General features: G+C 45.2%; 4 protein-coding genes. All 4 read right to left on the bottom strand.

All coding sequences use genetic code 11. The features are described 5' to 3' along the window. On the bottom strand, window positions 1–5,282 hold a 5,282-nt coding region (locus tag HMPREF1154_RS12640; RefSeq protein ID WP_157231291.1), incomplete at its 3' end, for a DUF11 domain-containing protein. A gap of 317 nt (window positions 5,283–5,599) precedes the next feature. After that, window positions 5,600–10,579, bottom strand: a complete 4,980-nt coding sequence (locus HMPREF1154_RS12635; RefSeq protein WP_009643013.1) for a DUF4132 domain-containing protein — start codon at window positions 10,577–10,579, stop codon at window positions 5,600–5,602. Between the two features lie 102 nt (window positions 10,580–10,681). After that, window positions 10,682–11,011 carry a KilA-N domain-containing protein gene (locus HMPREF1154_RS12630; protein WP_009643000.1) on the bottom strand — a complete coding sequence of 110 codons (330 nt, stop codon included), beginning with the start codon at window positions 11,009–11,011 and terminating at the stop codon, window positions 10,682–10,684. 73 nt (window positions 11,012–11,084) lie between these two features. Beyond that, window positions 11,085–16,091 carry a DUF4132 domain-containing protein gene (locus tag HMPREF1154_RS12625; protein ID WP_009643010.1) on the bottom strand — a complete coding sequence of 1,669 codons (5,007 nt, stop codon included), beginning with the start codon at window positions 16,089–16,091 and terminating at the stop codon, window positions 11,085–11,087. Window positions 16,092–16,095: the final 4 nt, after the last annotated feature.

The raw sequence follows: 16,095 nt of genomic DNA, 5'->3' as shown, positions 1-16,095 counted from the left end.
GCTGGGATTACATTGCTTGGACTGTCTGCTGACCAAGCAGCATCTGTCTTCTTCTTATATTGGTACTGAAGCGTGCCTCCATTGCCTGTTGTTACCCATGTATGAGAAACTTCCAAATCTCCTATACCTGTACCAGGGTTACAGTTCGCTGTATAAGCTACATCTATAGAAGCAAGCTTATTGCGTTCCTTCATCTCAAAGATATAGCTGACACCATCATTACAGCCATTGTCATCCACTATAGTGATCTTGTACTTACCTGCTGAGAAAGTGTATCGGTATACTCCCTGACTATCCGGTGTAACTGCTTCTTCATTATTATTGCCCAAATTCTTTACCTTAATGGTATACTTGAGGATAGAAGGATTAGGCTGCTTACCTCCTGTGATATTGAAGAGCCCATTAAGCGTTGAATTGTTCTGCCCAAATATTACAAGACGTTCCCTATCCACTCCACAGTTTAGGTAAGCCTCCGTCTTGTTAGGTGTTACCACTACCTGTGGATTGCTCTTAATTTCAAAGTCTTGAGATACTTCACAAGGCTGGTTGTCAGAGAATTTTGTCTGACGTGTATCTGTAATAACTAAGGTATACAAGGCAGCTGACAAATTGGTTACTGTGTGGATATCTCTGTTATGAGTACCTTGCTGAACCACATGTGTAGTGCCTCTTCTTACCACACGCCACTTGTAGTTAGTACCATAGTTAGCTACGGTAAACTCTAGCTTACCGTCATTGCTACCATTACATGTTTCCTCTGTAGCCGTATGAGCGGTAATTTTGAATTTCTTACTATCGGTATCCTCTACCTGAGAGGTGATGTCTATATAACTGCTTGGGCAAGCCTTAGGTTCTTGATATACATAGATGTCGTCTATGGCAAGGTCATTACCACTGTATCCCACGGCTATAGAACGGATTTGGATAGAAAACTCTGTATTGGTACCAGGATTGAGCTGTCCTGAGAACTCATGCCAATCCACACGACTCCTATTGTTAGGAGCTATCTCTCCTGAGGACTGAGAGGTAATCACATTACCTCCAGAATCCACCAAACGTATCTCTACATTAGGACGAATGATATTACAACCTATATCTACCACATTGAATAAGTAGAGCTTATACTTGATAGGTTGATTTGGTTCTATATCTTTTACATGCTTTTCATAAAGTATACCTCCTGAACCCATACCTCCTACATTTCCTATATTATAAAAGGCAAAACGACCATCGCTTGTAGGGCTTGGGTTGGTATGGTCATAAGGAGTTGTCCAGCAACCATTAGAATCCAAATAGCCATTGTTATAACCACTGATATAGTGATGATTATCAGGCGTACCACAGCCCCAGTTGGAGGGTACTCCTGGCAATCCACATACAGGAGATCCTGTACCAAAGTCTTCCTTGATAAGCACTATAGGCTCAGGAGCTGCTGTTTGCTTATAGAACACCCTTACAGTCTGTACTCCTGTGGTAGTGATATTAGGGAAATCTACTTTAGGCACACTACCTGCGGTAAAGGCTGTAGCAGGAGTCGTTGGCAAGGCTGCCGCATTAGCTCCATCGGTAGGAGTATGTGCGGTGGTATAGCTATAATCTGCTCTGTCAGTGGTAACCTCCATACGCGCACGACCATCACAATCATACTTAATCGTACCATTGAGCACTGGCTTAGCTATAGGAGAAGGTACCTGTACCGTTTGTTGCCATTCGCAATAAGGATCCCCAGCGGCAACCTTATTCCTTACCATTACTATATGGGTACCAGGAGTCACTGCTGTAAAATGATTATTAGAAACCCAGCCACCTGCATCCAACTTATACTCATACTGATTATTGACCCCTCCCGATACATTGGCCACACGTATCTCCGCAGAGTTTGCTGGCGTTTCACAAGGCAACTGTATTACTCCTGCAAAAGCACGAATAGGGCCGTTACCACTATTAATGGTTTCCTGTTTGTCTCCTGTCTCTGGGTAGGAACATTCTATGTTACCCTTCTTATAATAGATACGGGCACGGTAGTCTCCTGCAGCAAGACCTGTAAAGATAGGACTTGACTGATCCTTCATTGCCCCAGTCCAATCAGGCCAAGTACCATTAGCATTCTTTTTGATCAGCACATACCTCATGGTATAGTCTGCAGGGTGAAAATTTGTATTGGTGATATTAACCTTAAGTGAACCCGTGGAAGGACCACAGATAGCATCTACTACCTTTGCGAGATCAAACTCAGGTTTTTCTTGATAGTTATAAGTAACATCTCTGTAAGCGCTACAGTTATTCTGATCATATACCCTTATTCTATAAGTCTTAGAAGTCGGAGTCCCTGTCCAAGAAGGATCTTTTATCTTAACTGTATAAGTATATACCTCTGGATTACCTGCCTTGCCTTCAAAGACGGCACTTACATCGTTGAGTGCAAATGTATCTACCGTAAAGGAGTACTGCCCATTGACTGCATTGAGTTTTCCTCCTTGTACAGTAATGGTAAGTTCCTTATCTGTACCACAAGTAATGGTTTTGGCAGCAGCATTGTTAATTTTTAGCTCTGGTATTTGGGTAATAGCAAAGTTACTAACAGTTGGAGTACAACCTGTCTTATAGGTAGGAGTTATTGTTACCGAATAGTCATTACCTGCCGCTAGGTTATATAAGGCAGTTCTTGCACTGGTATTATCAGAGTTAAGTTCCAAGGTATTATTAATACGGTAAGAAACTATAGTAGCAGTACCTTTCTTCACTGTAACATCCACAGGTAGGGTAGTATTAGGATTCACTACCACACGCATCTGACCTGAAGCAGGATTATTGCTTACACACTGTACTTCTTGTACTTGAGTAAGGGTAACTACATTGGCATCCGTTACGGCTTCTACATCTATTTCTTTAGTATATACACATACATTGTCTTGGAACTGAGACACTTTAGGACGTAAGGATATCTTATAGTGCCCTGCTTGAGTTACAGGAATATCAAAAGCTGTTGTCCCTGCTGCTATGTCCTGATATTGAGATGAGTTTCCAGGACCTTCTACCTTGTACTGATAAGTACCTGATGAAATACTGGATACCTTAATCTTTCCTGTACCACAGATAATATTTTCTTTTGCTATCGTATAGGTTACCTCTCCCTTGTAAGCACGGAAATGATAAGTAAGCGGACAGTTGGCAAAGTTGAGCAGAACAGCGAACTCTGTACCGTTAGCATTTACCATAGCAGGTGTAAGATCAAATATTTTTCCTATATGTACCAAAGTCCAATTTGTATCATTGGCTAACCCTCGGTTACCTACCTCTGGGGGACAGCTGGCCACTGCCACTTGGTGGTTATACTTATACCAAAGTACTTGTCCATCAGTAAGCGAACTATTGTTAATGGTCAATCGTTGAGCGGCATCACATACTCCTATACCGAGATATTCTATCCCTGTATTGTTACAAACCTTCCGTTCGGTTACATAGGAAGCATCACGCATAGGGTGTTTGTCTTCTCCTGTACGGGTTTGTATATTATATTTTATTCTTAGCTGGTTGTTACAGCGATTTCCACCTGCAGGAGGTGTACGTTCTACCCAATACACCCCAGGTGAGGAGATTTGTAAGTCTTGAGTGGTGGCAATGACCCCTGTTTGTCCTTCCTTTGTCCATTTCCATGCGGCAAAACCTGCCCCTCCCTTAAGGGTCATACTTCCACAATAAGGCAAGTCCTGAGCGGCACAAGTATCGTCTTTGACAAAGAAAGTAGTGGCACTCTCATTATTTTGGTCACAAGCCCCTCCGGCAGTAGCAAAAGAACCTGTACGGTATTCCTTATTATCCAAGACTGCATGGTATACCATCTCGGCTTGGTTCTTTAGTTCATTGGAACAGAAGTCAATAAGGTTCGCACAATCGGGCTGTACCTTTACATTAATCGTAATGGGCGCAGAGAAAGGAGCCGAAGAAGAATATTGTAGGAGTGTAGGTGATACATTGAACTTCACCAGTGTACGTCCTGTATTGTTATAGTTAGGTGTAGCTGAAACAAAGGTAACTCCCGTAGGAAGTGCTTCAAAATTCTCATAAGTAATTCCCAATGGGAGCAAGTCCTCCAAAACCGCATCTCTCACATTGTCATTTCCTATATTACGGAATTTAAGACGATACTTTAATGCTTCACCAAAAGCCGTCGTTTTTCCTGTAAAATCTTTCCAAACACCCGCCTCTAAGCCTAATAACTCTTTATGAGTTTCTACATGTGGAGCAATAGCATCTACAGAGAAAACAACCAAGAAAGTAATATAAGCATCTTCAGCCTCAAACCTAATTTTTAAATTTGTTGCATTATTGGCTATCACTTGATTATTAGGATTATTTATATCAAAAATATCCAAGTCCACTGCTCCAGCACCTATAGGAAATACAGGATTTCGTGGAATTGCTGTTTCAGAGTGATTAAGAGTCAGTGACCCATCCATAAAGTCGTCTGTCTTATTAGGATTAGCTCCCTGACCTTGTTGGTGTCCATTAATTTTTAAATAGTCTTTTTGACCTATATTACCAGCACCTGTTAAAATACTCAAGCGAGCCCTTACTGGACCTGAAGGCGGGGTTTTAAAATTTGATATTGGAATTTCCTTATTTTGCATACCCCCATAGTTGAAGAAATTCCATTCACTACCTTCATATACATATATACGCTTGGAAGTTGCGGCTTGCACATCTTCATATACTACAACTAAACTCCAGGCTCCCCAACCTGCATCAAACTCATCAGAGTAAATATCTCCTACAAAATATTCTGCATTATTGAAAGCTGGGCCTATACCTTGCAAAAGAGAAGTAACATTCTTAAAACATTTATAGGCATCTTCAAAATTACCAAAATTAGAATGAGTATGAGTATCTGCTGTAAGATCACGAAAGAAATTTTCAGTAGGTAGCTTAAATTTTACCTTTTCTATCCTTGGCTCATTTCTGTTATTCATATTGGTAGGAGCAACCCAATATAGACCTGCCCAAACTACTCTCAAACAAGAACTAGCAGAAGGTATTTTTAAAGTTGCAGAACTACAACTCTGAGTTGGCTTATTAGCGACACCTGCCCCTGCATCAACAAATGCATAGTTTCCCTGAAAAGCATATTTACGGAAGTTCCCAATTTGCATAAAGTCTCCCTTTATTGTCTTTCCTCCATTATCCCAAGAAAGAGCAACAGGAGTATCTGATACCTGCCCCCACATCTTTGTAGATACAAAGCATGTACTCAATACTACTAAAAAATACAAAAACCTTCTCATGATGGTATGTTTTTGGTTATCTTATAAAACTTAGTTATCCACATAAGTTATCAACTTTTGTTTATAACTTATTATTAAACAAATAATTAAGGATTAGGCTATGCTCTCTTGCAGAGATCACAGCCCTTACTTATTCTCAAAAGCAAAGGTATAAAAATTTTTTAATAAAAAAAGTGTTTTTTTAAAAATATCACGAGAGGTGTGTTTTTAAGCATGAACTGTATTAATGACAAATAACAAGTGACTAACGACTAATACCTTATACATAGGAATTAACCATTAGTCACTTGTCACTAGTCACTTGTCACTTGTCACTATCAATATATTTTCCCTTCGGAAAGCAGTTTCATCTTACTGATAATCTCAGCGGTCTTCGGATCGTCATCTACAAAGGGGAGGAACACACGGCCGCGGTGTTGGCTCTGTACGGCTACTACATTGATCTGTAGGCCACTCTTGCTAATCATACCACTACCCAAGTGCAAACTGTAATCCCCATGCTCGGTCTTGACAAGAATATAACGCTCCTTGACCTCCACATTGGTGAGCTTAAAGAGACGTGCACTCTCTCTGGCCAAGGCACCACGCATCTGCATAGTGCTGTGAGAGGCTTCGGGATCTACGCCTCCTACATGGGCTACGCTGACTACCAAATCCACATCGCGCATTACCTCACTGAAAATCACAGGGTTAATCTCCTTCATTGGCACTTCCTTGCCGTCCTTAAGATTGTAGAAGACTACGTATTCGAGGGTTGGTGCCTCTACATCCGAAGGGGTATACCAGTCGGCTGCCGCATAGATCGTCGCACGGAAACCTTCCTTGTGATATACTTTTTGAAGTCCTTCCTCATAATTGACTGTCCAGCCACGACCACGAAGTAGGGCAACTGTCTTTTGAGGTTGTACTTGGTGACCTTGGTAGCGCTCACTGCGGTTGCTGGTCTCCAGTTCGTCCTTGGTAGGCACATACAATTCACGGAATACCTGCTTGAAGGGTTGCTTGATTTCCTTGTCAAAGAGATACTTTTGGTACAAATCCCATTGTACCGCATAGAACAAATGGCTTGGGTGTGCAATCAGCAGCTTATCGGTTGCCTTGAGCGGGGTAAGGGTACCCTCTGCACTTAAGAGCTTGCCGTCTTGCCAAAAGCCTGAAGCCTGAGTCTCTGGATTAAACAGCACGAGCTTGCTAAGCATGGCCTTTACCACAGGGTGTTCCAAGATTTTAGCCAATTCAGCAGCTGTAAAGAGTGTTTGAGAGAGCATGGCCTGTTCCAAAGATAGGCGGGTACGGCTGTACTGTTTGGTAAGGTAGGTTTTGTTGTCCTTGAGCGCTTCTACTTCCTTGTTTTTCTTATATTTATCAGGGATAGACTTGAGGGTCTTGTCGCCTTTGGTAACGATAATATCGGCCTTACCCTCCTCATCTACCACCAACTGGAGCTGGGTATCGTCCAGCACAAGGGTAGATTTCTCCATAATCTGTTGGGTCGCCTTGGCCTCCATTGCCCAGCTAAAGCGGATACTATCCTCATAACCTGCATTGCGGGAGAGGTTATCCAGACCTATCTCTACGGCATTCTTCTCACTCTCCTGACGCTGCTGACCGAACTGCTTGCTCTCCTTGAGGAAGGTCTGCAAGAGGTTATAGCGGCTTACTAAGTCTTCTTCTACTTTTTTCTTATTGATAGGCACTAGTCCTAAGGCCATCACGTAATCCTTATCGCGCTTTTCGGTAATTTTCTTAATAGTCTCGGTGAGTTTGATTTCTCCTGTAAGCACGGCAGAATAGAGCTTCACACGGCGATAGCCCATACCGTCAGAAAGGTACTTGGCCGACTCTTGGATCAGCTTCCAGCCCTCTTTGCCTACGGCCTTATGTACACGTTGGTACCAATCCACATCTATAGCACCACGCCTGAAGTCGTCACGCGGTACGGTAGAGTATTGGGAGACAATCGTTTCTTTCTCTGCATCCATATAGTCGGTTGTATGGGCGATAAACCACCAAATAGCCTCACGGAAACTCTTGATTTTGAGGTAGTCACCCAACCACTCTGTCCAGTGAGGGGCATAGCAGGCGGCTTCCACCAGGCGCTGCTTGCTGAGCTTCACCTCGTCCAAGTGTTTCTTGAAGGCCGCAAAAGTATCGGTAGCACTCGGCTGGCTTACCTCCAAGATATGGCTAAAGGTATAGCGCTTGCCCACTCCACTGCCATAGCCCTTAGCAAAAGGTTCCTTGCCCATACGTTCCAAGGCTTCGAAGAAGTATTGGGCACCCTCTATCTCACTGAGCGAATTGATATATATAGAGGCATCGGTAGGTAGGTCACCACGTTGTAATTCTACTTGGAGCATATGGGTCTTGACTTCCTCCAAGAGGGTTTCAGGGAAAGTAAGCGTATCCTTGATCCACTTAGGCAATCGTCGGCTAAAGTGATTTTCTGCTCCTTGTGCCATAGCAAAGAGCTCATTATTGAGCAAGCAGAAGAAAATAAGATCATCGGTAGTAAGTCTACCCTTGTTATAGAGCATAAGGGTCAGTTGTAGCAAGCCTTCGTTGATGCGAGGCAGGCGCTCTTCTCGGCGTACAAAGTTGCGTACATAAGGAAGAACATCCTTTATCGTATTCTTCTGGGCATCTAAGTCCTTCTTTCCTTCTATATATAGGTAATAGAGGATTTGCCAAAGCCTAAAGAGCTGATCATCGGTATAATAAGGGAAGTCTCCATCGTCCCCATAATAGACTACGGCGGCATAATCGGTCACTACATCGTCCCAATCCAAGGAAGAATAACCGCGCTTGTAGATCTCTCCGCGCTTTTCCTTGGGGAAAGTCGCCAAAGCGTCTTCAAAAACGGAAAGCTTAAAGCTCGCCAAGAGGGCTTTGTCTTCACTATAAGCCTTCATCAAATACCCTAATAAGTCTTCTGCCTTACGAGCTTCTCCTCGGTAGCTATGAATTTGCCCTTCAAAATGTACCTTGAAATCAGGGTAGTAGTTAGCTAAGAACGCATCTAAGCCCTTTGGTTTGGGGTTTTCATAGTAGAGATGATCACAATAGCGCTTGGCAAAGTAGTACTCTATCTCGGTAAACTGGTATTTTTCGTGCCAGCCTTTCCATAGGTCGGCCAGTGGTAGGTCATTCAGCCTATCCATAGGGGTATCCTCCTCCTTTCTTTTGTGCAGACAGCTGATGTCATTGCCCAAGAGGGTCGTCACGGTAGCTCCTTGATAGCCTTCGTATTGGTATTCGTAATCCTTGTTGGCACGCCATAAGGCCAAGAGTTCGCTAAGCCCCTCCCCTATCTTCTCTACATTGACGAGCTTATCAAAGAGGAAACCGCCCTTTTTCTCCTTGCGCTGCTTGTCAAAGAGGGGTTTGGGTAGGTCAAAAGAGGTCAAGTTGTCCAAGTTGAGCACTCCGAAGCCGTTGGTAAGGTCATACCTAAGCTCAGTAGCTGTTTCGGGGTTGTAGGTGAGCTTGTCCATGAGTACCTGCTCGTTCTTGGAGAGCTTACGCCCCTTATAGGCTTCCACCTGCTCGGTGACATAGTCAGCAAGTCGCTCTTCCTCCTGCAATACGGTGAGGATTTCCAAGGCTGCCAAGCGCTGGTCGGCATTCTTGGAGACAATCATACGAGAGGTGCTATCCTTAAGCACCGCTTCGGGTTGTTTGACGAGCAAGGCCACGCTCTCCTTGCGTTGTTCCTTGTTCTTGCGGGAGAGTACCTGCTCAAGGGCGAGAATATCCTCATGCACCAAAGGTATTTTCTTGAGCACCTCCATCGCCTTGCTGGCTACATAAGCACCTTTGTCATTGACAGCAGTACGCACCAAGGCACGTTGCCAAGAGTCGGCTGGATAGTCCTCAGGAGGAGTTTTATCCTCTTCATCATTAATATAATGGGTATAACCGCTCCCACGGGAGAGCACAGGGTAGAGGTCAGTCAGTAGGACATGGCGGACATCCACAGGAATTTCTGCCAGTTCCCCAGCCAAGAGCTGTTGTTGCTCCTCATTGGCTGCCTTGAGCATCGTCTGGTAGAGATCCAAAGGCTTTATAGCAAAGTTAAGCCAACGGAAACCTACACCCTCGAAACTTTTGCCGTCCTTAGGGAGCTTCTTAGCCGAGGCATGTACCTTGTCAAACAAGGCTGGGGTGAGCTTGCCCTGTGGTAGGTTCTGCAAAATCCAGTAATCCCAAGCGGGTTCTATGCCAAAGTAGTTTTCGGCAAAGGAGAGGATTTCATCGGTCTTCTTTTGGGTTTGGCGCATAAAGTAGAGTATCACCACACAAGCCTCGTAGCTTGTTTTGGTATTGTTCAGTGCCGTTACGGCCAAGTGCAAGGCTTCCTCTACATTATAAACGGCCACCGCCCATAGGGCTACATAGCGCTCTAAGTTGTCCTGACTGCTAACGGCTACTTCGCGTGCCTTATCAAGGTCACCCAAATAGGTCTGTGCCAGCTCCAAGGTACGCTTGACCACCGACTGCTGGGGGGCTTCCCAGCCAAAGCCAAACCAAGTATCCACGGCTCGTACTACACTGCTAAAGCGATTGAGGTTATGCTCCAATATCACTCCTATAAAGTGCTGGAGTACAGGGATAGTCGTCTCGTCCAAGGCCTCCAAGATCATCTGGCGGAGGTCTTCCTGAAGTTGCGCCGCCAAAAGGGTCTTTTCCACCAAAGTATGATAGCGCTTATCTTCCACCATAAGGCAACCCTCTACCAAGGAGGCACACACTTTACCAATCTCGTCCTCGCCCAAGAAGATTTCTTCCACCAATGAATAATACTTATCAGGATTCTCGGAGATCACCTGAGCAAAAATATCCGATGAGGCGCCCTTATACACGGCATATTGGAATTGTTCAGCTATGGGTAGCATGCCAACTCCCATATTGCGGAGCCTGCAAAGCCACTTAAGTACCTTCAGTTGGGTCTCCCTATAGTCCTCATGGTTGGGCGAGCGGAAAGGTCGGCGAGACCAATCGCTTGGGTAGGGGTACTTATAGGCATCGTCCCAAATACGTTGTACGTATGGGGCTTGTACCTCTCCAAAAAGCAAATCGGCTAAGCGCTTGCCCTCTTCTGTTTCCCATAACTTATCAGCAAAGCCAAAGGAGGTAAATTTTTCACGAAATTTAGTTTCTTCTCTATAATAGAAGATATCAGCAATATATATCCCTAACTGCTGGTAGGACTCAGAGAAAGAAGCGAAAGCCTCTTTCTTAAGCGACTCCCGCTTATGGGGCGCCAAATGTTCTGCTACTTGTTCGTCTTTTAGCATGATATTAATGGTTAATTGTTAATGGTTAATTGTCAATTGTCAATGGTTAATGCCTTTATCGCTTTATTGGCTACTAATGTTTTCATCTGATCAATAGCTGTTTTATTCAACTGTATTCTCATATCTACCAGCTTTTGCCTTTAGTCCTATAGCATTTGTAGCTTCTATCCAGTTCTTCACAGAGAGAACAAAATTATTACTACCCGCAGCATTTTTAATTGTACCGAATTCGGTATAATTAAAATTCGGATTGTATAGCGCCTCCCATTCTCCTATATATTCAATTGTACTCTTTAAGCTCAACCACTTTATGATAATAGCTTCCTGCATTTGACTTTTCGCCATATCTGTAAGAGATATATAATCATCTTGCTCTTGTGAAATCACAGAAATTTCTGTTCCTGCAATTTCTATTTTCTTGTTTTTTGCCATTGTGTATTTTTAGAAAATGTGTTTTGCTACATGAGTTGGTCACTTGTCACTTGTCACTTGTCATTTGTCATTATTAGTATATTTTTCCTTCGGAAAGCAGTTTCATCTTACTGATAATCTCGGCTGTCTTCGGATCGTCATCTACAAAGGGGAGGAATACACGGCCGCGGTGTTGGCTCTGTACGGCTACTACATTGATTTGCAGGCCGCCACGGCTAATCATACCACTACCCAAATGCAGGCTGTAATCCCCATGTTCGTTCTTAACCAAGATATAGCGCTCCTTAACCTCCACATTGGTGAGCTTAAACAGACGTGCACTCTCTCTGGCCAAAGCACCACGCATCTGCATAGTGCTATGAGAGGCTTCGGGATCTACGCCTCCTACATGGGCTACGCTGACTACCAAATCCACATCGCGCATCACCTCACTGAAGACCACTGGGTTGATCTCTTTCATTGGTACTTCCTTGCCGTCCTTAAGATTGTAGAAGACTACATATTCGAGAGTTGGTGCCTCCACATCCGAAGGGGTATACCAGTCGGCTGCTGCATAGATCGTCGCACGGAAACCTTCCTTGTGATATACCTTCTGGAGTCCTTCCTCATAATTGACTGTCCAACCACGACCACGAAGTAGTGCCACCGTCTTTTGGGGTTGTACTTGGTGACCTTGGTAACGCTCGCTACGGTTGCTGGTCTCCAGTTCGTCTTTAGTAGGAATATAGAGTTCACGGAATACCTGTTTGAATGGCTGCTTGATTTCCTTGTCAAACAGATACTTTTGATACAGATCCCATTGTACCGCATAGAACAAATGGCTTGGGTGTGCAATCAGCAGCTTATCGGTTGCCTTGAGCGGGGTAAGAGTACCTTCGGTACTTAAGAGCTTGCCATCTTGCCAAAAGCCTGAAGCCTGGGTTTCAGGGTTAAATAGTACGAGCTTGCTAAGCATCGCCTTTACCACAGGGTGTTCCAAGATTTTGCCCAATTCAGCAGCTGTAAAGAGCGTTTGGGAGAGCATAGCCTGTTCCAAAGATAGGCGGGTACGGCTGTACTGTTTGGTAAGGTAGGTCTTGCTGTCCTTGAGCGCTTCTACTTCCTTGTTTTTCTTATACTTATCAGGGATAGACTTGAGGGTCTTGTCGCCTTTGGTCACTTCCAATTCTGCCTTGCCTTGTTCATCAACAACCAACTTGATAGTGGTATCGTCCAAGGTAAGGGTTGCCTTTTCCATAATCTGTTGGGTTGCCTTGGCCTCCATCGCCCAGCTAAAGCGGATACTATCCTCATAGCCTGCATTGCGGGAGAGGTTGTCCAGACCTATCTCTACGGCGTTCTTCTCGCTTTCTTGGCGCTGCTGACCGAACTGTTTGCTTTCCTTGAGGAAGGTTTGCAAGAGGTTATAACGTCTTACTAAGTCCTCCTCTTCCTTCTTTTTGTTGATAGGCACCAGTCCTAAGGCCATGACATAGTCTTTGTCTCTCTTTTCAGTGATTTTTTGGATTACTTCGTCCAACTTAATCTCGCCTGTAAGCACCGCTGAATAGAGCTTTACGCGGCGATAGCCCATACCGTCAGAGAGGTACTTGGCCGACTCTTGGATCAGCTTCCAGCCCTCTTTGCCCACTGCCTTATGTACGCGATGGTACCAATCCACATCTATAGCACCACGCTGGAAGTCATCACGCGGTACGGTAGAGTATTGGGAGACAATCGTTTCTTTCTCTGCATCCATATAATCGGTCGTATGGGCGATAAACCACCAAATGGCCTCCTTGAAGTCCCTGATCTGGAGGTAGTCCCCTATCCAGTCTGCCCAATGTAGGGCATAGCAAGCGGCTTCCACCAGGCGCTTATCAGTGATTTTGATCTTGTCCAGATGCGCCTTAAAGGCTGCAAAAGTATCCGTCGCATTCGGCTGGCTTACCTCCAAGATATGGCTGAAGGTACGGCGCTTGGTAAGATCATTGCCATAGTAATAGCCCTTAGCGAAAGGCTCCTTGCCCATACGCTCTAAGGCCTCAAAGAAGTAGTGCATGCCCTCTATCTCTTGCAGGTATCGTATGTAGATAGAAGCATCAGTAGGTAGGTCGCCCCGTTGTAGTTCTAACTGGAGCATACGCGTTTTGAGTAGTTCCAGCTGGGTATCGGGGAAGGTAAGCGAAGTTTTGAGCACCTCAGGCAATCTTCGGTAGAAGTAGTTTTCCCCTCCTTGCGCAACAGTGAAGAGGTCATCCTCCAAGAGACAGAAGAATAAGAGGTCATCTGCCGAGAGCTGTCCTTTTTGGTAGAGCGTCAGGGTTAGCCCTGCCAGCCCTCCATTTACCCCTGGTAGGCGCTCACTCTCACGTACCTTGGCACGTAGGTCTGTCAGTACCTCTTGGGGGTTATAGATAGTAAGGTCGTCCTTGGTTTGTTTTTGGGCATATACATAGTAAAGTAACTGCCAAAGCCTCAAGCGCTGCTCAGGGGTATAATAGTCTATATCTCCATTTTCACCTTGATTCATAGAGATGACAAACTCATCAATCACCTCTGTCCAGTCCATATCGTCATAATCACGTTCTATCTTCACCTTACGCTTCTCTGGCGGATAGGTAGCCAACGCATCCTCAAAGACAGAGAGCTTAAAGCTGGCCAAAAACGCTCTATCTTCGGTATAAGCCTCGCTTATAGGGGCTAAAAGGTCTTCCAAGCGGCGGGCTTCGCTTTCGTAATAATTTCCTCCTACATTTCCCTGAAAAGCTACCTTAAAGTCAGGGTAATAGCCTGCCAAATAGTCCTTTAGCTGCTTAGGTATCTCATTCTCATAAAAGATATTTTCGCAATAGCGTATGGCGTATTCGTATTCTATCTCATTGAGCTGGTGCTTTTGGTGCCAGTCTTTCCAAAGCTCTGCCAGTGGCAGGTCATTGAGCCTATCCATAGGGGTTTCGCCTTCCTGCTCTTGGTGCTGGCGCCTGATTTCTTTACCCAAAAGAGTGGTTATGGTAGCCCCTTGATAGCCTTCGTATTGGTATTCGTAGTCTCTGTGCTTACGCCATATCACCAATAGATCATTGAGGGCTTCGCGTACTTTCTCTACCCGCACAATTTTATCAAAGAGAAAGTCGCTTTTTTTCTTAAATAATCCCCCTTTTTTCTCCTTACGCTCCTTGTCAAACTGAGGCTGAGGCAAGACAAAAGGGGTAAGTCTGTCAAAATCAATCACGCCAAATCCATTGGAGAGGTCATAGCGCACTTCCCCTGTCTCATCAGAGTTGTAAGCGAGCTTGTCCATCAGTACCTGCTCGTTCTTGGTGAGCTTACGCCCCCTATAGGCTTCCACTTGCTCGGTTACATAATCGGTAAGCCTTTGTTCTTCCTGCAATACAGAGAGAATTTCCAAAGCTGCCAAGCGCTGGTCGGCACTCTTGGAGACAATAAGGCGGGAGGTACTGTCCTTAAGCACCGATTCGGGTTGCTTGATGAGCAAGGCCACACTCTCCTTGCGCTGCTCCTTGTTCTTGCGGGAGAGCACCTGCTCTATGGCAAGTATATCCTCATGTACCAAAGGTATTTTTTTGAAAATATCAAAAGCAATTCCGGCTACCATAGCTGCCTTATCATTTAGAGCTGCTCGCACCAAGGCACGTTGCCAAGAGTCAGCTGGATATTTCTCTGGTTTCTTTTTCTTCTCTGCCTCACTCTCATAATAGTAACGCCCTCGTCCCAGCACTGGATACACATTTTGCAGGAGGTTTTGGCGCTCCTCCACAGGGATTTCCGAGAGTTCTGCGGCCAAGCGCTCTTGTTGCGCCTCATTGGCCTCGCCTATAAGAAAGCGGTAGATATCCTGCGACTTTAGGGTAAAGCTGAGCCAACGGAAGCCGACGCCTTCAAAATGTTTACCCTCCTTAGGCAGCGTCTTGGCAACAGCCTGCATACGGTCAAAGAGCACTGGGGAAGGGCTGCCCTTTGGGAGATTCTGCAAGAGCCAATAGTCCAAATCGGAGGCCTCCCCAAAGTGGGCTTCTGCATAAGTGGCTATATCTGTGTAGGTTATTTGGGTTTGCTGTACAAAGTAAAGGGTAACGATACGCCCCTCGTGGCTTGTCTGAGGGTCTTGGATAGCCTTCACCGCAAAGTCCAGTGCCTGTTGTACACTGCGTACCCCCACTGCCCATAGGGAGACATAGCGCTCTATGTTGTCCTTACTATTTAGGGCTTTCTCGGCAGCCACACGGTCGGAAAGAAAAGTTTGCGATAGCTCCAGAGTACGCTTAATCACCGACTGTTGGGGCGCTTCCCAACCAAAGCCAAACCATACATCTACCGCACGTACCACACTGCTAAAGCGGGTGAGGTTGTGCCCCAAAATGACTCCTATAAAGTGCTGCAAGGAGGCCAAAGAGGTTTCGTCCAAGGATTCCAAGATCATCTGCCTTAAACCTTCCTGAAGCTGAGCGGCCAAAAGGAGCTGCTCTACCAAAGTGCGGTAGCGGGTGTCCTGCGTTATCAGGGCTGCCTTAATCAGCACGGGACATACCCCTCCTATCTCATGTTCGCTGGAGAAAATGTCTTTGAAGAGTTCATAATAGGCATCAGGCTTTTCGTCAAGGAGCAAAGCAAAGAAGGCCTCTACATCATCCTCATTATAGACTACATATTGGAATTGCTCAGCTATAGGCAGCACGCCTACCCCTGAGCTATAATAGTGATGCAGCGTACACATCTTAGAGAGTTGTACCTCGGTATAGTCGGCAGGATTTTTCGAGCGGAAAGGACGACGCCCCCACCATCTTTGGTAGGGATAGGCCAGCAGCGAGTCCCAAACGCGCTGTACATAAGGAGCTATTTCCTTGCCAAAGAGCAGCAAGGCCAAAGCCTGTCCCTCCTTGCTCTCCCAAAGCTTATCAGGGAAATTATAGGAAGCAAACTCTCGCTCGAAGACACATGACTCATCATAGTCTATCAGGTTGGTGATATACTTGCCCAACTGTTGGTAGGCAGTAGAGAAAGAAGCCAAATCCGCTTCTTTAAGCTGCTTAGGCTCATACTTTTCTAGGAACTTGTCGGCTTGTTCTTGCTTTAACATAGGG

Origin of the sequence: Capnocytophaga sp. CM59, assembly GCF_000293175.1 — a bacterium.
GTDB lineage: Bacteria > Bacteroidota > Bacteroidia > Flavobacteriales > Flavobacteriaceae > Capnocytophaga > Capnocytophaga granulosa.
This window is presented reverse-complemented; position numbering and strand designations above follow the sequence as displayed.

Coding starts and splice junctions, on each gene's coding strand:
- HMPREF1154_RS12635 (WP_009643013.1), bottom strand. CDS start 10,579: ATGCTAAAAGACGAACAAGTAGCAGAACATTTGGCGCCCCATAAGCGG.
- HMPREF1154_RS12625 (WP_009643010.1), bottom strand. CDS start 16,091: ATGTTAAAGCAAGAACAAGCCGACAAGTTCCTAGAAAAGTATGAGCCT.
- HMPREF1154_RS12630 (WP_009643000.1), bottom strand. CDS start 11,011: ATGGCAAAAAACAAGAAAATAGAAATTGCAGGAACAGAAATTTCTGTG.